The following is a 22,104-nucleotide window of genomic DNA, read 5'->3' as shown; positions in this document are numbered from 1 at the left end:
GACCCCTGGAGACAGCAGTGAAGCTCGAGAAATCAGATCTTCAGCTCGAAACGATTGTGAGTCGAATTCGAGGGAACGAACTCGACCTGCAACCAGACTTTCAGCGAGGTGAAATCTGGGACAACCCACGTCGGCAGCGCCTCGTCGACACCATTCTACGCGAATGGTATGTACCAGCAATCCACATTGTCCTCGACACCGACGGCGAAGAGGTCGTTCTAGACGGCCAACAAAGGCTCGCTGCAGTCAGAGATTTTTTTGACGATAAGGTCAAAGTCAATGGTCTCATCGAGCCCATCGATGCTGAGATCGAGCAACTACATGGCCTCAAATACTCACAGCTACCGGTCGCCGCGCGACGGGCAGTCAATCGCTTCGTCATCACCGTTGTGACCCTTAGCGATCACGACCCGCAAGAACCCAACGAGCTCTTTTTCCGGCTCAATCAGTCCTACAACCTCACACCTCCGGAGAAACGAAATGCACTGCACGGGCGTGCTCGCGACCAGGTGAAAAGGCTCGTCGAGGACCTGACTATCCAGGGTTTGCTGGAGCCTGCAACGGTAGGGTTCAGCAACGGGCGGCTTGCCTACGATGACATTGTGGCCCGCACTTGCGTGGCGATTGAGATTGGTAACCTGCGGCAGCACATCAACAACACAGTTGTCGAGTCTTACTACCGATCGTCCGAGCCATTTTCTGACCTCACGATCGACCACCTTCGCGAGTCCGCATCCCTGCTCCTTCAGCAAATTCGAAGCACGCCGACGAGCAAAGTTCGGTTCAACAAAGGAACCCTGCAAACGTGGCTCATCTACTGCCACTGGGCTCCACGTCTGACCGGACAACTTCCCCAAGATTTGCTGACAAGCTTTGAGAACAGCAGGGCAGAAGGAAAAACGGGAGAGCGCTCGGCATCCCGAGCCGTCGTCGAGATGCTCCGTCTATACGACGATCGCGCCTCATACAGAGTGACAGACGTGTCATCGGTCCTAGTCCGAGATCTCGCTATTCACGTGTATTCCCAGGCGACGTTCCTCGGAAGCGAGTCGTACCGAGGGTCTGATCAGTTGGTGTCCGCTCTCGAGGCAGACCCTGAGGATGGGAACCAAATTGTTGCGAGCTATCTTGAAAAGTCTGAGTGGGGTTCACTTATTAACGAGTGGCCAGCCTCATGACCCGACGGGCCGAGGAGGATCAAGTCTGGAAAGACCTCCTCGAAAAGGTAAAAGGCAGTGGCCCGAGACCAACCATCGTCGAAGGTGTTGAGGTCGATCTGGCTCAGCCTTGTACTGTCCTTGGCGGCCGCAACGGTGCCGGAAAGTCCCGGGTTCTTCGCTCTCTGGCCTCGACAATGGGCGAGGAAGCGCTCTATCTCGATCTCCACCACCTCTGCGAGCAGGCCCTTATAGTCCTCCGCTCCCGAGAAGACTTCTCCGACATGATCAACGAAGTCGATCCCGTCGGTCCGAACGAGCAACGGAAAGAGGACACGGAACGCGTCGTCGCGCGGAACTATGATGCAATTAGATGGTTCTCCTTCGAGGTTGAACCGAACGATGGCAAGGTCGCCGAACGGTTCCGGTGGGGCGGCTCCACGTCACTGATCCCCTACTTCGAAGTCGAGCACAAGGGGACAACCTTCTCTTCCCGAGACATGGGCTTGGGCGAGTTCTCGATACACTTCCTCTTCTGGGTTCTTGAGCAGTATCGCGACGTCAAGGGACTGACGCTGCTCCTCGACGAACCAGACGCCTATCTACCGCCGCTTGGTTCATCTGGGCTCCTGGTTCGACTTCTCCAGCTTTGCCTCTCTCGCGACTGGTCCCTCGTACTCTCCACCCACTCCACCGAGATGATCGAGCGTGCGTTGGAGCGAGAGGCGTTTGTTCTCTTGCGGGTCGACGAATCAGGAGCGATAGAGGCAACGCGCTCAAAAGATGACCCCGGTGCTGCTGACACCTTGATGTCGCCTGCTCCAATTCGCAACATCCTGTTTGTCGAAGACGAATCCGCTTGGATGCTTTGCACGGTCCTGATGGAAGCAGGCGACCGCAGGCTCCCACCGGTGAGTTCTGTTATCTGGGGGAAAGGCGCTGGTTACATGGTTACCCTCCAGGAACATTTCCCCCGCAGCCCCGCGTCGATGTTCTCGTATTCATACGTCTTCGACGGGGACCAGCGGCAGCACGTGAAGAAATCGAAAACGGCTAGATGGCCGGCACTTTTCCTTCCTACAAGCCAGGACCCTGATGAACTCTTCGTAACAAATGCTCAAAACGTGCCTGAGCTTGCCCGCCGCCTTAACGTGCCCGAACACGAACTTTCGCTCTTCCTCGACGGGAAGCAGGGCCTCGATCCTCATGACTGGGTGAATGACCTTGGCGTCAAATATGGACGGCAGAAGGTTCTTCGCGTTCTTGCCGAGATGTGGGTGGCAAACCACAGCGCAGAAGCTGAATCTTGGTATGCGGATCTCACCAATGCCCTCTAGGTAGGAACTGCTTTCGGTGCGGTTGACTCCTGCGCTGTGCGGCTTTCGGTTGCCACGGAAGGATGCTCACCGTGCCCAAAGCATTCCCAGAAGAGTCCCGTCGCGATGTCGTCGACGCGCGCCTTGCGCGTCGGTATCGCCGCCACCGGGCAGGCCTTCGGGGGTAGCAGGCCATACGAGGGCAATCACTGCTGGCAGCACGGTCTTCGTCCGCCAGAACCAATGCAATCGATTATTGGGAGCGTTGACATTCAACGCCTAATGTCGCCATGTCGAGCGTGGTTCCCCGACATGGGGGGCGCCTGTCACAGCACCCTGATGTGTTGTGAGAGCCCCAGGCTGGCGCGCTCTTCGTGCTGCGAAGCAATACGCCCCGGTAGGCCCATCAGGTCCTTTTGCTAGCCGTGGAGGACTGACGCTTAGGGCTCGATCTTCTAGACGATAACAGCGTTCCGATAGGGGCTCCTGTATCGAGATGCGTTTCGGACTGACCTATCAAGACGGCCAGGTCAGCGCAACTCCGGGGGAGTGGCCGGGGTGCGGCAGCCTTCGGAGGGGGATCGACTAATGGGCATGTTCGTAGTTCACGTGATTAGTTACCGCCCTCAGTACGGCCAGGCGATGAGCGCAAGGGGCCGCGCGCTCATGAACCCCCCTCTTTTTGCTCGGGGCGCCAGGAGGCGGTGAGTCCGCTGACGTAGGAAGGATGCAACGCGGCCGCAACAGCCGTCACGTCCGCCGCAACGCCTACGCGGCACCCAGCAAACGCCCCATAGGCCCCTGGCGGCGTGAGCCTCCGCAGAGTAATGACACCGACCGTTCCGGCGCACCATCCGTCATGGCCCTAAGTACCTGCCTCTAGATCTCCGAGTAGGTTGCTCTTTCAGACCGAAGAAATACGTGGGGTGACTCGTATCTAGTCCAGCCAACGCGATCCCAGAATCCACGTGACTGGTCGTCATCGTTCAATGCCGTCAGCCTTACTAGCGGATACTTCACACGCATGGCTCGGAGAATGTCACGGCCGAATCCTTGCCCCCGCCTTGTCTTGGCTACTTCCAGGGCAAGGATATCTAGCTGACCGTATGGCATGTCTCCTAGGAGCGGATGGCTGCGAGCAGCCCCATAGAGGTCGAACTTGCACCGAGCCACCTCGGCTTCATTGCTCCTAATCGACAGCCAGTGCTCGTGTTCGGAAGGTGACGAGACTCGGCCCCACCACGGCTTATCAAACTCTTCCGAGCGGTTAAAGACGTGGTAGTAAATTCGCATCTTCCTGGGTTGAATTTCTAAGAGCGACAATCGCGGTGAATCCATGTCCTAAATGTACCTACTGGCGTATCTCCTGCCCCCGGCCACCATTCTCGGGAGCTAGCTTGTTCGGGCTAGGCAATTAGGCTGTGGTTACCAGAGATGAAGGAGAAGGAATTGGCTCAGAAGACCCTTATTTAGCTTGTTGATGACCTTGATGACACGCCGCTCAATAACGACGAGGGCAAGACTGTGACCTTCGCTCTCGAGGGGGTTTCGTACGAGATCGACCTGAGCCGAGCCCACATTGACGAGCTGACCGAGGCTCTTGCCCCATACGTCGCGGCTGGCCGAAAGGTGAGCGGTCGAAAGAGCGCGGCCCCCACCCCGCGGGCGAAGTCGGACCCAGCGGAGCTGCAAAAGATCCGCGACTGGGCCGGCAAGAACGGTCGCATCGTCTCAAGTCGCGGCCGGATCTCCGCTGCGGTGCGCGACGCGTACAACGCTGCCCACTAACCCGGTGCACAATGCAGCTCGAGGGACTGCGCCCACCATTCCGCATGGAGTATGCCGTTTGGCGTGCGAAGTCGCGCCTCAGGATGCTTACGTTGACGAGTCGCCTGTTTTGGGCCCCGCTGCGCTGAAGCCACCAACGGATTGACGCAGCATCCCCAAGTCTCAAGTCCGAATTGCTTTGTCGCTTCGAGCCTAAAGCGACAAACTAGGCGGCATTTCGACAAACTAATTCGCGGACGACAGGCTTTTCGCTAGCTAGGCATGTCGACGAAGCGGGAGAACATGCCGTGGAAGGCGACCGTGATGGTGTCGGTGGGGCCGTTGCGGTGCTTGGCGACGATGAAGTCGGCCTCGCCCTGGCGGGGGTTGTCCTTCTCGTAGGCGGACTCACGGTGCAGCAGGATGACCATGTCGGCGTCCTGCTCGAGCGAACCGGACTCTCGCAGGTCGCTGATCGCGGGCTTCTTGTCGGCACGCTGCTCGGGGCCACGGTTCAGCTGCGACAGCGCGATCACCGGCACCTGCAGCTCTTTGGCCATCAGCTTCAACGCACGCGAGAACTCCGACACCTCTTGCTGACGACTCTCGACCCGCTTACCCGACGTCATCAGCTGCAGGTAGTCGATCACCACGAGCTTCAGGTTGTGCTGCTGCTTCAGCCGGCGGCACTTCGCCCGGATCTCGACCAACGTCATGTTGGGGGAGTCGTCGATGAACAACGGCGCATCGTTGATCCGCCCACGCACCTGCGCGATGTTCGTCCAGTCACGCGCGTCGACCGTTCCCTTGCGCATGTTCTGCAGCGGCACACTCGACTCCGCCGACATCAGACGCATCGCGATCTCGCTTCGCCCCATCTCGAGCGAGAAGAACACCGACGCCTGCCCGTGCTTGATCGACGCCGCCCGCGCCAGGTCGAGCGCCAACGTCGACTTACCAAGCGCCGGTCGCGCCGCCACGATGATCAGCTGACCCGGGTGGAACCCGTTCGTCAGCGCGTCGAGCTGAGCGAACCCCGTCGGCACACCCGTCATCTGACCATCACGACCCTTGGCCGCCTCGATCTCGTCGATCGCGACCGTCACCGCCTCGTTCAGCGGCACGTAGTCCTCGGTCTGCACCCCACCGGCCACGTTGTAGACCTCGGCCTGCGCGTTGTTGACCAGGTCGACGACCTCGCCCTCGCTCGCGTAACCCATCTGCACGATGCGCGTGCCGGCCTCGACCAGACGGCGCAACACCGCCTTCTCGGCGACGATCGACGCGTAGTACCCCGCGTTCGCCGCAGTGGGCACGACGCCGGTGAGGGTGTGGAGGTACTCCGCGCCTCCTGCACGAGACAGGTCGGCGGACTTCATCAGCTCGTCGCTGACCGTGATGACGTCGGTGGGCTCGCCGTGCGAGTACAGACCCAGGATCGCGTCGTAGATGACCTCGTGCTTGGGCACGTAGAAGTCCATGCCGCGGACCGTCTCGATGACGTCGGCCACGGCGTCTTTGCTGAGCAGCATGCCGCCCAGCGCGCTCTGCTCGGCGAGCAGGTCGTGCGGCGGGACGCGGTCCATGTTGACGGGGCCACCACGGTCGCGATCGCGGTTGTTCGACGCATCGGGAGCGAGACCGAGATGGGCGATCGACATGGGTCCTCCAGCGAGAATCGAGTGGGTGCGGGGCAGCACCGAAGACGCTCAAGGCAGTTGTACGACAGACCCCCGACATCCCCCTGCCGAACCGCCGTGATCCACCTCTGACGAGCGCGGGTACACCTTATGGACACCGAGTTCTCCACAGCAAATGCACCTGTGGATAACTCTGGGGAGAACCGGTGAGCAACGCCGGACAACCCTGGGGAGAACTGTGGATCACGCTGTGGACAACGAGATACTTCAGTTCGATTACCTGCCTCTGACCTGGACTTTCGTGATTCCACACCTGTGTGGAGAAAATTGTCTAAACCGGGGGTTGAGACATCCGATTTGACATCCGCCTGTGCACAAGGGATTTGACTTCGGGGCACGAGAACCGATACCGACGCAGCCAGTGTTCAGGTTCTGGTAACCCCCGAAGGCGGGCCCCGCGAAGGGCCTGGTCAGGGCGGTATCGGGGTCCGGCACCGCGCCTTCTGTCGGCCCCCGGACGACGAAGAACCCGGTTTCGAACGGTGCACCTGGTTGCTTCTGGGTGCATGGTTCGAAAGCGGGTTCATGGGTGGGCGGAGGGCGGCCGGTTCGGGGGAGTGAAGAGGGGCCGGACGACAAAGAACCACGACGGGGACGATGCACCACGCCGGAGGGTGGTTCATCGTCCCCGTCGTGGTTCAGGGGAGCCGGTGCCTCAGAAGGGGACGCCGCAGCGGAGGACGACGTTGGCGTACGGGGTCGCCTCGCCGGTCCGGACGAGGAGGCGCGCGCTGCCCGAGAGCCGCTTGAGTTCCTCGTGCGAGACGTAGGCGACGTCGTCGAAGCGGGACGTGATCCACTCGCCGGCCTCGCGGCCCTGGCTCTCGTCCGCGGCCGTGCAGGCCTCGAACACCACGTCGGCGGTCAGGGCATCCAGCACGTCGGCGAAGGCGGGCAGGCCGTGGACGACGGCGAGGTCGACCACGGGGACTCCGGGGGGCAGGGGCAGCCCGCAGTCGGCGACGACGACGAGGTCACCGTGGCCGAGGCCGCTCACCGCGTGGTTCAGCTGCGCGTTGAGCAGGCCACCCCGCTTCACTGGGTCACCCCGGCAGTCGAGTCGGCGTTCGCCGCCCCCTCCGTCGAATCGGCAGTCGCGGCAGCAGCAGGCAGCTCGTCCTCGAGCGTCGGGTACGACGCCTGCGTGCCCACACCCGTCACCGAGAAGGCCCCGACGCGCACGGCGTCCTGAGCGGCCTCGAGCAGCGACGCACCCGCGGCCAGCCCGGCGGCGAGGGCGCCGACGAAGGCGTCCCCGGCTCCGGACGAGTCCACGGCCGCCACCTTCGGCGAGGCCACCAGCACGGTGCCCGACGCATCGGAGACGATTGCACCGGCGGCACCGCGGGTCATGACGACCGAGGTGACTCCCTGGGCGCGCAGGGAGGCGACGACCGACTCGTCGTCGACCCGCGCCTCCTCGTCCGTTGCCTGCGAACCGGAAGCCGAAGCGCCCCACGCGGCCAGCAGCAGCCGACCCTCGTGCTCGTTGACGACCAGCGGATCCGCGGCCTTCACCACATCCGCCGGCACGTCGATCACCGGGGCGAGGTTGAACACCACGCGCCCTCCGGCGTGCTGCACCGCGGCGGCGATGCCGTCCACGGGGATTTCCCCTTGCAGGACGACCACCGCAGCCACGGACAGAACAGCAGAATGCGACCCGACCGCCGACGCCCCGACCGCCGCGTTCGCGCCGGGGACGACGACGATCGTGTTCTCGCTGTCGCCTCCGACGCTGACGATCGCCAGGCCGGTGGGCCCGGGGACGGTGTCGACGCCGCTGACGTCGACACCGCTCGAGCGGAGGTAGGGCAGGGCGTCGTCGGCACGTCCGTCGTCGCCGACCGCACCGATCATCACGGTGCGGGCGCCGCGACGGGCGGCGGCGACGGCCTGGTTCGCTCCCTTGCCGCCGGGGGAGAGGGTCATCGACGAGCCGATCAGCGTCTCTCCGGGCACGGGCAGGCGGTCGACGGTCACGACCTGGTCGACGTTGATCGACCCGACCACGACGACCGTGCCGGCCATGCCGACCCCGCCGGCGCCCTGCGATTCAGAACCGGTCATTCGGTGAAGTCACCCACGTTCTCCTTCGTGACGGTGATGACCTCGACGGCCTGGTCCGAGGGGCCCTCGTCGCCGCTGCCACTGTTGACGGCCTTGACGGCCTGGTCGACAGCGAGGGCGCCGAGTTCGGCGGGCTGCTGCGCGATCGTGCTCGAGAGCGTACCGGCCTCGATGGCCTTGAGGCCGTCCTCGGTGCCGTCGAACGCTGCCACCTTGACGTCGGTGCCGGCGCGCGAGCCGAGCGCCTGGATCGCTCCGAGGCCCATCTCGTCGTTCTCGGCGAAGACGCCGACCGCGTTCGGGTGCGCCTGCAGCAGGTTGGTGGTCACGTCGAGCGCGGTGGCGCGGTCGAAGTTCGCGGTCTGCTGCGCGACGACGGTGATGTCCGGGTACGCGGCGATGCCCTTGGTGAAGCCCTCACCGCGGTCGCGGCTGGCCGAGGTGCCCGCGACGCCCTGCAGCACGATGACCTCGCCCTTCTCGCCGATCGCCTCGGCGAGGGCCTTGGCGGCCTGCTCGCCACCGGCGACGTTGTCGCTCGCGACGAACGAGGCCACGTCGGCACCGTTGACCGCGCGGTCGACCGCGACGATCGGCACGTCGGCTTCGTTGAGCGCCTTGGCGGCGGGGCCGGCCGCGTCGCTGTCGACCGCGTTGAGGATCACGGCGTCGGCGGTCGAGGCCGCGGTCGCCAGCTGGTTGGCCTGGGTGGCCGAGTCGTTCTGCGCGTCGACGATCTCGAGGTCGACGTTCTGCTTCTTCGCCTCGGCGGTCGCGCCGTCACGCAGCTCGACGAAGAACGGGTTGTTCAGGGTGCTGAGCGACAGGACCACCGTGGGGCGGTCCGCCTCTCCGGCGGGGGTGCGGTTGCAGCCGGCGGTGCCGGTCGCGACCAGGGCGGCGATCGCCGTGACGGTGGCGGCCTTGCGGAACGAGGTCAACTTCATCGTGTGTCCTTCGGGTTGGGTTGGGTGGAAAAGGTCAGCTGCTGCGCGTCTTGCGCCGCAGCACGTCGACGCCCACGGCGAGGGCGATGACGAGGCCGATGACGACCTGCTGCCAGAACGACGTGACGTTCAGCAGGTTGAGGCCGTTACGGATGACGACGAGCACCAGGGCGCCGATGATGGTGCCCGAGATGCGGCCGACGCCGCCGGCCAGGCTCGCGCCGCCGATGACGACCGCGGCGATGGCGTCGAGCTCGTAGCCCGAGGCCGCCTGCGGCTGGGCCGAGTCGAGCCGACCGGCGAGCAGCAGGCCGGCGAGGGCCGCGAACAGCCCGGCCAGGCCGAAGACGGTGACGACGATGCGCTTGACCGGCAGGCCCGAGAGGCGCGCGGCCTCGGCGTTGCCGCCGACGGCGTACATCGAGCGGCCGATGACGGTGCGGTTGAGGATGAACGACGCGACGATCGCCGCCAGCACGAGCACGATGATCGGCACGGGCACCGGCCCGATGTTGCCACCGAGGAACGACACCGCCGGGGGAGTCGCGATCGGGCGACCGTCCGAGACCACCAGGGTCAGGCCGCGCGCCACGCTGAGCATGGCGAGCGTCGCGATGAACGACGGCAGCTTGCCGTACGCGCTGGCGAACCCGTTGACCAGGCCGGCCACGAGGCCCGTGCCGAGCCCGAGGGCGAGCGCCAGGCCGCCCGGCAGCCCCGCCGTGGCGAAGAACCAGCCCGAGACCATCGCCGACAGCGCGGCGACCGAACCGACCGAGAGGTCGATGCCGCCCGCGACGATGACGAAGGTCATGCCGAACGCCAGCACGGCGACGGTGGACACCTGGATGCCGATGTTCAGCAGGTTGCGGCCGGTCAGGAAGTCCGGCGTCGCGATGAACAGGGCCAGGCAGAGCACGACGAGCCCGACGAGGGCTCCGTTCGCGGCCAGGAAGGTCTTGATGTCGAAGGAGCGTCGCTGCGCCTTCACGGTGGTGGTGGTCATGGGTGTCGTCCTCGGGTCCGTGCTTCTCGGGTCAGTTCGTCAGGGGGACGTCGCGTGCCGCGAGCGTCATCAGGGTGTCTTGGGTGGCGTCGGCCGCGGCGACCTCGCCGGCGACGACTCCGTCGCGCATCACGAGGATGCGGTCGCTCATGCCCATCACCTCGGGCAGTTCGCTGCTGACCATCACGACCGCGCCTCCTGCGTCGGTGATCCGGTTCACCAGCTCGTAGATCTCGACCTTCGCGCCGACGTCGACGCCGCGGGTCGGCTCGTCGAGCAGCAGCACCGTCGAGCCGGCGATGATCCAGCGACCGAACACGGCCTTCTGCTGGTTGCCGCCGGACAGCGAGCCGATCTCTTGATCGATGTCGCGCATGCGGATTCGCAGGGTCGAGGCGACCTCGTCGGCCTTCGCGCGCTGACCGGCGAAGTCGACCAGGCCGGCCTTCGCGCTGCTGGCGAGCGTCGCGTAGCCGAGGTTGTCGTTGACGGAGGCGCCCAGCACGAGCCCCTGCGCCTTCCGGTCTTCCGGCACGTGGCCGACGCCCGCGGCGATGGCCCCGGCGACGTCGCCCTTCTTGAGGCGCTTGCCGCGCACGGTCACGGAGCCCGAGTCGTACTTGTCGACCCCGGCGATCGCGCGGACGACCTCGGTGCGACCGGCGCCGACGAGCCCGGCGATGCCGAGCACCTCGCCCGCCCGCACCTCGAACGACACGTCGCGGAAGGTCTTCGACGTCAGGCCCTCGACCTGCAGGACGACGGGGGAGTCGCTCTCGCTGCCGGGGGTGCGCGGGTACTGGTGCGCGATGTCGCGGCCGACCATCAGGCGGACGAGCTCGTCCTCCTCGGTCGACGCGGGCACCTCGGCGACGAACGCACCGTCGCGAAGGACGGCCACGGTGTCACCGATCTCGGCGATCTCGTCGAGGTGGTGGCTGATGAACAGCATGCCGACGCCGCGGGCGCGGAGCTGCTCGACGACACGGAAGAGGATCTCGGTCTCGTGCCGGGTCAGCGCCGCGGTCGGCTCGTCGAGGATCAGGATGCGCGCGTCGATGCTCAGCGCCTTCGCGATCTCGACCAGCTGCTGGCGAGCGATGCCGAGCTCGCCGACCTTCTGGTCGACGTCGACGTCGAGCCCGATCAGGTCGAGGGCGGCGCGGGCGCGTTTCTTCAGTTCGCGGCGGTCGACCAGGCCGAACCGGGTCGGGAATCGCCCCATCATCACGTTCTCGGCGACGCTGAGCGACGCGACGAGGTTCAGCTCTTGGTGGATCGTCGCGATGCCGAGCTTCTCGGCGGCGTGCGTGTTCGGCAGGTGGACGGCCTCGCCGTCGACCAGCACGCGGCCGGCGTCGGGCTGGTACACGCCCGACATCATCTTGATCAGGGTGGACTTGCCGGCGCCGTTCTCACCGAGCAGCACCTGCACGCGGCCGGGCCGGACGTGCACGGTGACGTCGTCGATGACCCGCACGGGGCCGAACGACTTGCTGACGTTCTCGAGCGTGAGCAGGGGGCGATCGTCGTCGATCGAGTGGGGCATGGGTCAGTTCCTGCCGGGGGTTCGGGGGTGGGTCGGGTCGGGGCGCTCGGCCGGCACACGCGCCGCCGAGCCGGGGGACGAGGAGGCGCGGGTCGCGTCGGTCTCGCGCGTCGCCGAGGTGACGGCCGCGGATCCGCGACCCGCGCCTCCTGACGTCCCGCCGGAGGCGCGGGTCGTCGACTCGCGCACGATCAGTTCGCTGGGCAGCACGACGGAGTCGGGCGTGCGCCCGTCGATGACCTCGTGCAGCAGCTGGACGGCGATGCGGCCCATCTCCTCGACGCTGTGCGCGATGACGGTGAGGGCCGGGTCGAGCAGCGAGAACCACTCGATGTCGTCGAACGCGATGACCGAGACGTCGGTGCCCATGCGCATGCCGAGTCGGTTGAGCATGGCGATCGCACCGACGGCCATGAGGCTGTCGGCGGCGAGCAGCGCCGTCGGCGGCTCGTCGAGCTCGAACAGGGCGTGAACGGCCGCCGACCCGCTGGCGGACTGGAAGTCACCGACGTAGACCAGGTCGGGGTCGGTGCTGAGGCCCAGCTCGGCGGCCGCGGCGGTCCACGCCTCGAGTCGCTCGCGCCCGGTGGACACGCTCTGCGGGCCCGCGACGTACCCGACGCGCTCGTGGCCGAGGTCGACCAGGTGCTGCACGGCGGCGCGGATGCCGGGGACGCTGTCGGTCGTCACGCTCGGCACGTCGACGCCGGGGATCGTGCGGTCGACGAACACCGTCGGCACCTCGCGGGCGAGCAGCGAGTCGATGCTGGCCGAGTCGGTGCCCTGAGGCGCGACGATGACGCCGTCGACGCGGCGCGAGATGAGGGTGTCGAGGTAGCGGTCCTGCTGCTCGCGGTTCTCGTTGGCGTTGCCGAGGAGGGTGACATAGCCGAGCTCGAGCAGCGACTGCTCGATGGTGTGGGCGAGGTCGGCGAAGAACGGGTTGCGGACGTCCGACACGAGCAGGCCGACGGTGTCGGAGCGGGTCGAGCGCAGGGCCCGGGCCTGGGCGTTGGGGCGGAAGTCGAGCTCGCGCACGGCCTGCTCGACCTGGGCCCTCGACTCGGCGGAGGTGGCCGGGTTGCCCGACAGGACGCGCGATGCCGTCGCGGCCGAGACGCCGGCGCGCTGCGCCACGTCCCTGATCGTCACGGTGTTCATCGGGCTCTACCTCGTCGTAGTGGTGCGGGTCGCAGGGTGCGTCCTCTGCGTGGAATCGATTCCATGGAACCGATTCCACGACAGTAGACGAGCCGCCCCCTCCTGTCAACGCCAGCCCGCCTGCGCCCATGAACCCGGTTTCGAACCGAACACCCGGTTGCAACTGGATGCATCGATCGAAACCGGGTTCATCCCGACACGGGACGCCCCGACGAGGAGGCGCGGTGCCCGCCCCAGCCGCCCCGCGCCTCCTCGTCCCCGCCCCGTTTGGTCCCCCCGCCCCGCCCCGCGTCCTCGTCCCCTCACCGGCCCTCCGCTCCCTACCCCCACCGAAGAACCCGGTTTCGAACCGAACACCCGTTACCAACTGGGTGCATCGGTCGAAACCGGGTTCATCGCGACACGGGACGCCCCGATGAGCCGACGAGGAGGCGCGGTGCCCGCCCCAGCCGCCCCGCGCCTCCTCGTCCCCGCCCTGCCAGCCCTGCCAGCCCTGCCAGCCCGCCCTGCCAGGCCAGCCAGCAAGCCAGCCCATGAACCCCGTTCCGTGCGATGAACCACGCAGCTTCGTGGTTCATCGCACGGAACAGGGTTCGAGAGCGTCCCGCCCCCGGCACGCAGAAGAGCGGCGGCCCCCCGAAGGGGACCGCCGCTCTCGCGTACAGCAGGCGCCGAGGCGCCGGGGTGCCGGAGCACCCGGGGTGCTACTTGGCCGAGACGACCGTCAGCGTGATCGTCGCGATGACGTCCTCGCGCAGGCGGAGGGTGGCTTCGTGCTCACCCGTCACCTTGATGGCCGAGGGGATCTCGACCTTGCGCTTGTCGATCGTCGCGACGCCCTGGGCGGTCACGGCGTCGGCGACGTCGCCCGGACGGACCGAGCCGAACAGACGGCCGTCGGCACCGGTCTTCACCGTGAGACGGATCTTCTGGGCCTCGAGGCGCTGCTTGAGGTCGTGGGCCTCTTCGATCGTCTTGAGCTCGCGGGTCTCGCGGGCCGTACGGATCTGAGCGACCTGCTTCTCGCCACCGCGGCTCCACGCCACGGCGAAGCCCTGGGGCACCAGGTAGTTGCGGGCGTAGCCGTTCTTGACGTCGACGACGTCACCGGCGGAACCGAGGCCGGAGACCTCGTGGGTCAGGATTACCTTCGACATGGTGGTCCTTCCGATCAGCGGCCGGAGCCGGCGTAGGGGAGGAGCGCCATCTCACGGGCGTTCTTCACGGCACGGGCGATGAGGCGCTGCTCCTGGACGGAGACGCCGGTGATGCGACGGGCGCGGATCTTTCCACGCTCCGAGATGAACTTGCGCAGGGTCGCGACGTCTTTGTAGTCGATGACACCGACGCGGATCGACTTCGCGGGAGCGGCGTTCTTGCCGCCCTTGCCGCGGAGGGGCTTGCGGCGGTCGCCGCTGCTCTTTCCAGCCATTGGTTTCTACTTTCGATGAATGAAGAAGTACTAAAAGGGAACGGCGATGCCTAGAAGGGCGTCTCGTCGTTGTAGGTGCCGTTGCCACCGGGGGTGTTCCACACGTCGCCGCCAGAGGTGTTGCCACCCTGCTGGCCGCCAGCGGGCTGACCCCACGGCTCTTGCGCCTGACCGCCGCCGACCTGAGCCGGCTGGCCACCACGGTTGCCACCGCCGTTGCCGCCCCCGAAGGAGCCGCCACCGGCAGCACCGTCGCGGGAGGACGCGGCGCGCGTCACCTGAGCGGTCGCGTAACGCAGCGAGGGGCCGATCTCGTCGATCTCGAGCTCCATGCTGGTGCGCTTCTCGCCCTCTTTGGTCTCGTACGAGCGCTGCTTGAGTCGGCCCTGAGCGATGACCCGGCTGCCCTTGGTGAGGCTGCTGGCCACGTGCTCGCCGAACTCGCGCCACACGCTGGCACGGAGGAAGAGCGCCTCACCGTCCTTCCACTCGTTCGACGCGCGGTCGAACGTGCGGGGGGTCGATGCGATGGTGAAGTTCGCGACCGCGAGCCCGTTCTGCGTGTAGCGCAGCTCGGGGTCACTGGTGAGGTTTCCCACCACTGTGATGACGGTCTCGCCAGCCATAGGACTACTCGGCAGCCTTCTCGGCGGCGGGAGCAGCCGGGGCAGCGGGCGAAGCGGCGGGCGCAGCAGCCGGAGCGGCAGCGGCGTTGGCAGCCTTGCGGGCGGCCTTCTCGTCGCTGACCTTCTTGGCGGCGGCGACCATGGCGATCGCCTCTTCGGCACGCAGGACCTTGGTGCGCAGCACGGCCTCGGAGAGACCCAGCTGGCGGTCGAGCTCGACCGTGGCGGCCGAGTTCGAGGTCAGGTTGACGACGGCGTAGATGCCCTCGGTCTTCTTGTTGATCTCGTAGGCCAGGCGACGACGTCCCCAGATGTCCACGTTGTCGATCGTTCCGCCATCGTTGCGGATGACGTTGAGGAACTTGTCCAAGCTCGGGGCGACGGTGCGCTCATCGATCTCGGGGTCCAGGATGACCATCAGTTCGTACTGGTGCATGACTAACCCACCTCCTTCGGACTTAACGGTCACAGACGGTCTGTGACAGGAGGGTATTCATGTCGCGGCGTCGGCCGTGAGGCAGACGCAACCTTCCCAGCGTAGCCGAGCGCGCCTCCTGAATCAATGCCGCCCCAGCGCCCACCGGCCCTGGAGAGCCGAGGAGGCGCGGGCCGACACCCGCAGGACGAGTTACGCCCCAGCACCCTCGCGCGCGTTCCACCAGGCGAGCAGGCGCTCGGTGGCGACCTCGGCCCCCAGCGGCCCCTCTTCGGTGCGCAGCTCGAGCAGGAAGCGGTAGGCCTCGCCGACCTCGCGGCTCGGGCCGATGCCGAGGACGCGTTGGATCTCGTCGCCGTCGAGGTCGGGCCGCAGCGAGTCGATCTCTTCGCGTTCGCGCAGCTCGGCGATGCGGGCCTCGAGGTCGTCGTAGGCGAAGCCGAGCCGGTCGGCCTTGCGGCGGTTGCGCGTGGTCACGTCGGCGCGGGTCAGCATGTGCAACCGCTCGAGCTGGTCACCGGCGTCGCGGACGTACCGGCGCACGGCCGAGTCGGTCCAGCCACCCTCGGTGTAGCCGAAGAACCGGAGGTGCAACTCGATCAGGCGGGAGACGGCGGCGATCGTGTCGTTGTCGAAGCGCAGCGCCTTCAACCGCTTCTTGGCGAGCTTGGCGCCGACGACGTCGTGGTGGTGGAAGGTGACGACCCCGCCCGGCTCGAGGCGGCGCGTGGCGGGCTTGCCGCAGTCGTGCAGCAGGGCCGCGAGGCGCAGGGTGAGGTCGGGCGCCTCGCCCGGGTGCCGTTCGCGCTCGTAGCCGATGGCCTGGTCGAGCACGGTGAGGCTGTGCTCGTACACGTCCTTGTGGTGGTGGTGTTCGTCGATCTCGAGGCGCATGGCGGCGAGCTCGGGCATGACGTGGTCGGCCAGCCCCGTGTCGACCAAGAGCCGGACACCGTCTCGGGGGGTTTCGGTCTTCAGCAGCTTCGACAGCTCGTCAGCGACCCGCTCGACCGAGACGATCGACAGGGTCTCGGCCCGGGCGGTCATCGCCTCGCGCACCTCGTCGGACACGGTGAAGCCGAGCTGCGCCGTGAACCGGGCGGCCCGCATCATGCGCAGGGGGTCGTCACGGAACGAGTCGACCGCGGTCCCCGGGGTGGCGAGCCGCGCCTCCAGCAGGTCGTCGACGCCGCCGGACGGGTCGACGAGCACGCGCTGGGGCAGACGCAGCGCCATCGAGTTGACCGTGAAGTCGCGACGGACCAGGTCGCCCTCGAGGGTGTCGCCGAACTCGACGACGGGCTTGCGGGTCTCGCCGTCGTAGACGTCGCTGCGGTACGTGGTGATCTCGACGGTCTCGCCGTCGACGCGGGCGGCGATCGTGCCGAACGCGCGGCCGACGTCCCAGTGCGCCTCGGCCAGGGGGACGACGATCGCCAGGATCTGGTCGGGGTCGGCGTCGGTCGTGAAGTCGAGGTCGTTGACCGGCCGGCCGATGAAGGCGTCGCGCACCGGACCGCCGACGAGGGCGAGCTCGTGACCGGCCGCGGCGAACGCGGCGGCGAGCTTCTCGATGCGGGGGGTGGCGGCCAGATCGTCCAGTCGCTGCAGGGCCCGTGCGACGCTGTCCATGACGAAACAGCTTGCCACAGCCGAGGAGGCGCGGGCTGAGTCCCCGACGGCGCCTCACGACCCCGTCGTCCCACCTCGCAGGCGCTTCGCCGCTGCTTCTTGGTCGGCGTTGCCTAGACTCGGCATGCTCGAACGGCCCCTGTCGCCGTCGACACCTGACGCCTATGAGACTCTTCTTCGCCGTGATCGCCGCCCTGTTGGCGGTGTTCGTCGTGTCGGCGGGGCTGCCGGCGACCACGGCCCGGGCGGCGTCCGCCCCCACCGGCGACGGCATCACGATGACCGTCGAGCCGGCCTCCGACGGTGTGCTGCGACCCGACGACGACCTCACCCTCGGGGTCACCGTGACGAACGACGGCGACGCCGACCTGGCGGCGACCACGGCCCGGGTCTACCTCGACCGCGAACCGTTCACCACGCGGTCCAAGCTCGCCTCGTGGCTCGACCCCGACGACGTCTCGGGCGACGACTACCTCGGGCGACAGCTCGTCGAGGTCGACGTGCCGGCGGTCGCCGCCGGGTCGTCCGTCGCCCTCGACACCGTCGTCGTGCCCGCCGACCGCCTCGGCCTGACCGGCCGCGCCTTCGGGGCGCGTGCGCTCGGGGCCCGCGTGCTCGACTCGTCGGGCAGCCAGGTGGCGCAGACCCGCAGCAGCGTGGTCTGGTACCCCGCCGACAGCTTCCAGCCGACCCGCGTGGCGGTCGCCGTGCCGATCACGACACCCGAGAGCGAGACCGGCGTCCTCGACGCCTCCGCCCTCGCCGCCTATACCTCGGACGGCGGGGTGCTGCGACGCGAGCTCGACGCCGTGGCCGGCACGGGCGCGACCCTGGGCGTCGATCCGATGATCATCGCGTCGATCCGCCTGCTCGGCACCGAGGCCCCGCAGTCGGCCGTCGACTGGCTCGCCGAGCTGCAGGCCCTGCCGAACGACATGTTCCCGTTGGCATACGCGGACGCCGACGTCGCCGGGCTGCGACAGGCCGGCGCGACGACCGTCCCGGCCGTGACCTCGCTCGACACCCTGGTCGAACCCGACCGCTTCGAGGACATGCCCGCGCCGACCGACACGCCCACCGAGACCCCGGAGCAGGGCACGGACGAGGGGTCGGGCACCGGCGTCGCCGGATCCGACCCCTCCGCCCTGCCGAGCGACGGGGCCACCGACCAGCCGACCGGCGAGCCGTCGCCCGCCGAGACGCCCGGCGACGGCGTGGTCCTGCCCACCACCGCCCAACTGCTCGACTTCCCCTGGACGCAGCGCGACGTCGTCTGGCCGCGCGAGTCGTCCGTCGTGTCCGCCGACCTGACCGCGTTCGCCGGCGGCTCGTACACGTCCACCATCGTCTCGAGCAGCAACGTGGACGTCGACGGCGACTCGACCGAGAACGCCGCGGTCACGATCGGTGACGTCCCGGCCGTCGTCTCGGACGACCCACTGTCCGACCTGGTCACCCAGGCGGCCGAGGCGACGAGCCTCGCCGAGTGGCAGGCCACGATGGCGCGGCTCTCCGCCACCGTCGCGACCATCGCCTACGAGCGGCCCAGCGACGCCCGCACCCTGCTGACCACGCTCGAGCGCGAGTGGCCGTCCACCGGTCAGTTCCTCACCCGCACGCTCCAGAGCGTCGACGGCCTGCCGTGGGTCAGCGGTGCCACCCTGACCGACGCCCTGGCGAGCACCCCGTCGACGGCGACCGTCGTCGACAGTCCTGAGAGCGACGCCCGTCTCGACCAGCTGCGCGACCTGGTGTCCGCCGACGAGAGGGTCGTCGACTTCTCGACCGCCCTCGCCGAGCCGCAGCTCGTCACCGAGTCGGCCCGACTACGCACGATGGCCCTGGCCTCGCACGCCTGGCGCGACAACGTCGACGGCTTCCCCGCCGAGGTCGCCTCGGCCGTGGCCGACGCGACCGCGACGTCAGGTCTCGTGGCCGTCGTCCAGGGCTCGCCGATCTCCATCCTCGGCGACCGCTCGGCCCTGCCTCTCTACCTCGAGAACAAGACCGATTCGGTCGCGACGGTGATGTTGAACCTGACGCCGTCGAACTCCATCCTCTCGATCGAGCGCAGCCCCATCGAGGTGACGATCCAGCCGCAGTCCCAGACCCGGGTCAGCGTGCCCGTGCAGTCCGTCGCCAACGGGACGGTCTCGGTGCAGCTCCAGCTGGTCAGCCTCTCGGGCGTGGCGATCGCCACCCCGGTCGACGTCCCGCTCTCGGTGCAGGCCGGGTGGGAGACCGCCATCACATGGATCTTCGGCGTCGCCTTCGCCGCGCTGTTCGTCGGCGGTCTCTACCGCACCTTCCGCAAGCGCCGCAGGGCGCGCGACGAGGCCCGGTCGTCCGGCGACGGCCCGTCAGCCGGTGCGGCACCGTCACCCGATGCGGCCGCCACGCCGCCCGTCCAGGAGTCCATGTGAGCAACCAGGGCGGTCTCGGTCGCGCCAGCATCCTCCTCGCGTCCGGGACGATGGTCTCGCGCGTCCTCGGCTTCGTGAAGGCGGCCGTGCTGGCCGCGGCGATCGGCCAGTCGGCCAGCCGGGCGGCCGACTCGTTCGCCCTCGCGAACCAGCTGCCGAACAACATCTACGCGCTGATCGCGGGTGGCCTGCTCAGCGCCGTGCTCGTGCCCCAGATTGTGCGGGCGGCGACCTCCGACGACGGCGGGCAGCGGTTCATCAACAAGATCGTGACCCTCGGCACCATCGTCTTCGCGGCCGTGGGCCTGGCCGGCACGTTGCTCGCCCCCGTGCTCGTGCGGCTCTACGCGCAACAGAGCTCGGACGGCGGGGCGGGGTTCACCTCGGACCAACTCGCCCTCGCAACCGCCTTCGCGTACTGGTGCCTGCCGCAGATCTTCTTCTACGCCATGTACTCGCTGCTGAGCGAGGTGCTCAACGCCCGACAGGTGTTCGGGCCCTTCACCTGGGCGCCGGTGCTCAACAACGTCGTGTCCATCGCCGGCCTGGTCGTCTTCATGGTCATGTTCGGCGGAGCCGTCGAGAACTCGACGGTCGACGTCTGGACCGGCGACCGCATCTTCGTCATCGCGGCCACGGCCACCCTGGGCGTCCTGGCACAGGCGGCGTTCCTCCTGCTGTTCTGGCGCCGCGCGGGTCTGACCTTCCGCCCCGACTTCCGCTGGCGCGGCGTCGGCCTCGGGGCCACCGGCAAGGCCGCCGGCTGGCTGTTCGGCATGGTGCTCGTCACCCAGCTGGCCGGGCTGGTGCAGAGCCGCGTCGCCACCCTGGGCAGCGAGGTGGGTGCCTCGAACGCGGTGCTCGCGAACGCCTGGCTGCTCTTCATGCTGCCGCACGGCATCATCGCCGTGTCGATCGGCACCGCCTACTTCACGCGCATGAGCGGCCACGCCTCGCGCGGCGACCTGCGGGCCGTCCGCACCGACATGTCGCAGTCGCTCCGGGCCATCGGCATGTTCATGGTGTTCGCCGCGGTCGCCATGTGCGTCGTGGCCTATCCGTTCGCCCGGTTCTTCGAGGTCGACTTCGCCGGGTCGACCCGCACGGCCGAGGTGATCCTGGGCTACATGCCCGGCCTCGTCCTGTTCAGCGTGCTGTTCATCGTGCAGCGGGTGTTCTACTCGATGCACGACCAGCGCACGCCGTTCTTCCTGCAGCTCGTCCAGTCGGGCATCTTCGTCGCGGGCGTCGCCGTCTCGGCCGCCGTGGTGTCGCCCGAGCACATCGCGATGGCCATCGCCGTCACGACCTCGATCGCGGGCTCCAGCCAGGCCGTGGTCGCGCTCGTCGTCGTCAAGAAGCGGCTGGGCGGAATCGACGGCCGCTGGGTGCTGCGCCGCTACGTCCAGTTCTTCGTCTTCTCGCTCGTCGCCGGGGCGGTGGGCGTCGTCGTCGTGACCGTCCTGGGTGGTTTCTCCGCCGACGGCTTCGCACAATCCGGCCGTGTGCCGGGCGTGCTGACGGTCGTCGTGGCCGTGGCCGTCATGGGCCTGGTCTACGGCGCACTGCTCTGGTTCGCGCGCATCCCCGAGCTGCGGGTGCTGACCACGCCGGTGACCGCACGTCTCGCACCGACCGTCTCGCGCCTCCTGCGTCGCTGACCGCCGCCGCCGGGCGAGCAGGGCACTGCCGACACGGCCCGGCGCGGCCCGGCCAGGCACGGCCAGCCACGGCCAGGCGCGGCCAGGCGTCGCACTGCCAGGCCCGCGGGAATGCCCCGTCGGTAGGATGCGTTCCACCAGACGATCGAGGGATCCGACCGCCCGAGCAACCGCTCGCAGGTCGTCTTCCCGCTCGTGAAGTTCTCCCCCAGGAAGGTGCCCATGCGCCAGGTCATCATCATCGGTTCCGGCCCCGCCGGCTACACGGCCGGCATCTACGCCGCCCGGGCCGGTCTGCGCCCCCTCATCGTCGCGAGCTCGGTCGAGGCCGGCGGCGAGCTCATGAAGACCACCGAGGTCGAGAACTTCCCTGGGTTCCCCGACGGCATCCAGGGCCCCGAGCTCATGTTCAAGATGCAAGAGCAGGCCGAGAAGTTCGGCGCCGAGGTGCTGCTCGACGACGTCACCGCCGTCGACCTGACCGGCGACGTCAAGAAGGTCACGCTGGGCAACGGCACCGTGGAAGAGAGCCTCACGGTGATCTTCGCGACGGGCAGCGCGTACCGCAAGCTCGGCCTCGCCGACGAGGAGCGCCTGAGCGGCCGCGGCGTCAGCTGGTGCGCGACCTGCGACGGCTTCTTCTTCAAGGAGAAGGCGATCGCCGTCGTCGGCGGCGGCGACTCGGCCATGGAAGAAGCGACGTTCCTCACCCGCTTCGCCTCGAAGGTCTACGTGATCCACCGCTCGAGCAGCCTGCGCGCGTCGAAGATCATGCAGGACCGGGCCCACGCCAACGAGAAGATCGAGTTCCTGTTCGACAAGCAGGTCACGGCGATCCTCGGCGGCGAGAAGGCCACCGGCGTCACCCTGACCGACACGGTCGACGGCAGCACGACCGACCTCGACCTCGACGGCCTCTTCATCGCCATCGGCAACGACCCCCGCGTGCACCTGGTGCACGGTCAGGTCGACCTGACCTCCGACGGCACGATCGCCGTGCAGGGGCGCAGCTCGAAGACCAACTTGACCGGCGTCTTCGCGGCCGGCGACGTCATCGACGCCACGTACCGGCAGGCCGCCACGGCCGCGGCCTCGGGCACCGTCGCGGCGCTCGACGTCGAGCACTACCTGGCCTCGCTCGACCAGACCTTCCTGGCCGAGCAGACCGTGGGGTCGGCCGAGGGCGTCGAGACGTCCGAGTCCGTGATCGCCTGACCCGCG

The 22,104-nt window shown here is 67.7% G+C and carries 17 protein-coding genes and 1 pseudogene; 6 read left to right on the top strand and 12 right to left on the bottom strand.

Annotated features, from left to right (window positions below):
• Positions 1–17: 17 nt before the first annotated feature.
• The 3 genes and pseudogenes from BIV04_RS16600 to BIV04_RS15780 all read left to right on the top strand — a co-directional run.
• A complete protein-coding gene (locus BIV04_RS16600; protein ID WP_083396530.1) occupies positions 18–1,178 on the top strand; it encodes a DUF262 domain-containing protein in 1,161 nt (386 codons plus the stop codon).
• A complete protein-coding gene (locus tag BIV04_RS15785) occupies positions 1,175–2,494 on the top strand; it encodes a hypothetical protein (RefSeq protein ID WP_143048745.1) in 1,320 nt (439 codons plus the stop codon). Before BIV04_RS16600 ends, BIV04_RS15785 begins: the two co-directional genes overlap by 4 nt.
• Before the next feature lie 1,464 nt (positions 2,495–3,958).
• Positions 3,959–4,261: pseudogene (locus BIV04_RS15780) on the top strand (Lsr2 family protein); the annotation flags it as partial.
• Between the two features lie 251 nt (positions 4,262–4,512).
• On the opposite strand, the gene dnaB reads toward BIV04_RS15780, so the two are convergent.
• The 12 genes from dnaB to BIV04_RS15720 all read right to left on the bottom strand — a co-directional run bounded on the left by dnaB (position 4,513) and on the right by BIV04_RS15720 (position 16,799).
• Positions 4,513–5,901 (bottom strand): replicative DNA helicase, encoded by a 1,389-nt coding sequence (gene dnaB / locus BIV04_RS15775; RefSeq protein ID WP_054145742.1) that lies wholly within the window; start codon positions 5,899–5,901, stop codon positions 4,513–4,515.
• A gap of 694 nt (positions 5,902–6,595) precedes the next feature.
• Positions 6,596–6,979, bottom strand: a complete 384-nt coding sequence (rbsD, locus tag BIV04_RS15770; RefSeq protein WP_071257511.1) for a D-ribose pyranase — start codon at positions 6,977–6,979, stop codon at positions 6,596–6,598.
• On the bottom strand, positions 6,976–8,010 hold the full coding sequence (locus BIV04_RS15765; protein ID WP_071257508.1) for a ribokinase: 1,035 nt from the start codon (positions 8,008–8,010) through the stop codon (positions 6,976–6,978). The genes rbsD and BIV04_RS15765 overlap by 4 nt, the downstream gene beginning before the upstream one ends.
• The gene (locus BIV04_RS15760) at positions 8,007–8,957 is read right to left on the bottom strand and encodes a substrate-binding domain-containing protein (protein WP_071257505.1); all 951 of its coding nucleotides are present in this window, start codon (positions 8,955–8,957) and stop codon (positions 8,007–8,009) included. Before BIV04_RS15760 ends, BIV04_RS15765 begins: the two co-directional genes overlap by 4 nt.
• A gap of 34 nt (positions 8,958–8,991) precedes the next feature.
• Positions 8,992–9,963, bottom strand: coding sequence for an ABC transporter permease (locus tag BIV04_RS15755; protein WP_043595333.1), 972 nt, complete (start codon positions 9,961–9,963; stop codon positions 8,992–8,994).
• A gap of 31 nt (positions 9,964–9,994) precedes the next feature.
• Positions 9,995–11,512 (bottom strand): sugar ABC transporter ATP-binding protein, encoded by a 1,518-nt coding sequence (locus BIV04_RS15750; RefSeq protein WP_071257502.1) that lies wholly within the window; start codon positions 11,510–11,512, stop codon positions 9,995–9,997.
• Between the two features lie 3 nt (positions 11,513–11,515).
• Positions 11,516–12,673 (bottom strand): LacI family DNA-binding transcriptional regulator, encoded by a 1,158-nt coding sequence (locus BIV04_RS15745; protein ID WP_071257500.1) that lies wholly within the window; start codon positions 12,671–12,673, stop codon positions 11,516–11,518.
• 704 nt (positions 12,674–13,377) lie between these two features.
• Positions 13,378–13,830 (bottom strand): 50S ribosomal protein L9, encoded by a 453-nt coding sequence (rplI, locus tag BIV04_RS15740; protein ID WP_056058172.1) that lies wholly within the window; start codon positions 13,828–13,830, stop codon positions 13,378–13,380.
• A 14-nt stretch (positions 13,831–13,844) separates the two neighbouring features.
• A complete protein-coding gene (rpsR, locus tag BIV04_RS15735; RefSeq protein ID WP_043595327.1) occupies positions 13,845–14,105 on the bottom strand; it encodes a 30S ribosomal protein S18 in 261 nt (86 codons plus the stop codon).
• Between the two features lie 50 nt (positions 14,106–14,155).
• Positions 14,156–14,731: a single-stranded DNA-binding protein gene (locus tag BIV04_RS15730; protein ID WP_043595325.1), complete on the bottom strand. Its 576-nt coding sequence runs from the start codon at positions 14,729–14,731 to the stop codon at positions 14,156–14,158.
• A gap of 4 nt (positions 14,732–14,735) precedes the next feature.
• Positions 14,736–15,167, bottom strand: coding sequence for a 30S ribosomal protein S6 (gene rpsF / locus BIV04_RS15725; RefSeq protein ID WP_071257498.1), 432 nt, complete (start codon positions 15,165–15,167; stop codon positions 14,736–14,738).
• A 192-nt stretch (positions 15,168–15,359) separates the two neighbouring features.
• Positions 15,360–16,799 (bottom strand): CCA tRNA nucleotidyltransferase, encoded by a 1,440-nt coding sequence (locus BIV04_RS15720; RefSeq protein WP_071257497.1) that lies wholly within the window; start codon positions 16,797–16,799, stop codon positions 15,360–15,362.
• Between the two features lie 164 nt (positions 16,800–16,963).
• Between BIV04_RS15720 and BIV04_RS17235 the strand changes: the two genes are divergently transcribed.
• The 3 genes from BIV04_RS17235 to trxB all read left to right on the top strand — a co-directional run bounded on the left by BIV04_RS17235 (position 16,964) and on the right by trxB (position 22,098).
• Positions 16,964–19,222 carry a DUF6049 family protein gene (locus BIV04_RS17235; RefSeq protein ID WP_071257495.1) on the top strand — a complete coding sequence of 753 codons (2,259 nt, stop codon included), beginning with the start codon at positions 16,964–16,966 and terminating at the stop codon, positions 19,220–19,222.
• A complete protein-coding gene (gene murJ, locus BIV04_RS15710) occupies positions 19,219–20,883 on the top strand; it encodes a murein biosynthesis integral membrane protein MurJ (protein WP_071257494.1) in 1,665 nt (554 codons plus the stop codon). Before BIV04_RS17235 ends, murJ begins: the two co-directional genes overlap by 4 nt.
• A 222-nt stretch (positions 20,884–21,105) precedes the next feature.
• Positions 21,106–22,098 carry a thioredoxin-disulfide reductase gene (gene trxB, locus BIV04_RS15705; protein WP_071257492.1) on the top strand — a complete coding sequence of 331 codons (993 nt, stop codon included), beginning with the start codon at positions 21,106–21,108 and terminating at the stop codon, positions 22,096–22,098.
• Positions 22,099–22,104 lie beyond the last annotated feature (6 nt).

The sequence above is a fragment of the Frigoribacterium sp. MCBA15_019 genome, from assembly GCF_001864945.1.
GTDB lineage: Bacteria > Actinomycetota > Actinomycetes > Actinomycetales > Microbacteriaceae > Frigoribacterium.
The sequence above is the reverse complement of the archived record's forward strand: the minus strand, read 5'-3'. Positions and strand labels throughout refer to the sequence as shown.

Coding starts and splice junctions, on each gene's coding strand:
- BIV04_RS17235 (WP_071257495.1), top strand. CDS start 16,964: ATGAGACTCTTCTTCGCCGTGATCGCCGCCCTGTTGGCGGTGTTCGTC.
- BIV04_RS15720 (WP_071257497.1), bottom strand. CDS start 16,799: ATGGACAGCGTCGCACGGGCCCTGCAGCGACTGGACGATCTGGCCGCC.
- rpsF (WP_071257498.1), bottom strand. CDS start 15,167: ATGCACCAGTACGAACTGATGGTCATCCTGGACCCCGAGATCGATGAG.
- rpsR (WP_043595327.1), bottom strand. CDS start 14,105: ATGGCTGGAAAGAGCAGCGGCGACCGCCGCAAGCCCCTCCGCGGCAAG.
- rplI (WP_056058172.1), bottom strand. CDS start 13,830: ATGTCGAAGGTAATCCTGACCCACGAGGTCTCCGGCCTCGGTTCCGCC.
- BIV04_RS15755 (WP_043595333.1), bottom strand. CDS start 9,963: ATGACCACCACCACCGTGAAGGCGCAGCGACGCTCCTTCGACATCAAG.
- BIV04_RS15730 (WP_043595325.1), bottom strand. CDS start 14,731: ATGGCTGGCGAGACCGTCATCACAGTGGTGGGAAACCTCACCAGTGAC.
- BIV04_RS15750 (WP_071257502.1), bottom strand. CDS start 11,512: ATGCCCCACTCGATCGACGACGATCGCCCCCTGCTCACGCTCGAGAAC.
- trxB (WP_071257492.1), top strand. CDS start 21,106: ATGCGCCAGGTCATCATCATCGGTTCCGGCCCCGCCGGCTACACGGCC.
- dnaB (WP_054145742.1), bottom strand. CDS start 5,901: ATGTCGATCGCCCATCTCGGTCTCGCTCCCGATGCGTCGAACAACCGC.
- BIV04_RS15785 (WP_143048745.1), top strand. CDS start 1,175: ATGACCCGACGGGCCGAGGAGGATCAAGTCTGGAAAGACCTCCTCGAA.
- BIV04_RS15760 (WP_071257505.1), bottom strand. CDS start 8,957: ATGAAGTTGACCTCGTTCCGCAAGGCCGCCACCGTCACGGCGATCGCC.
- BIV04_RS15765 (WP_071257508.1), bottom strand. CDS start 8,010: ATGACCGGTTCTGAATCGCAGGGCGCCGGCGGGGTCGGCATGGCCGGC.
- BIV04_RS15745 (WP_071257500.1), bottom strand. CDS start 12,673: ATGAACACCGTGACGATCAGGGACGTGGCGCAGCGCGCCGGCGTCTCG.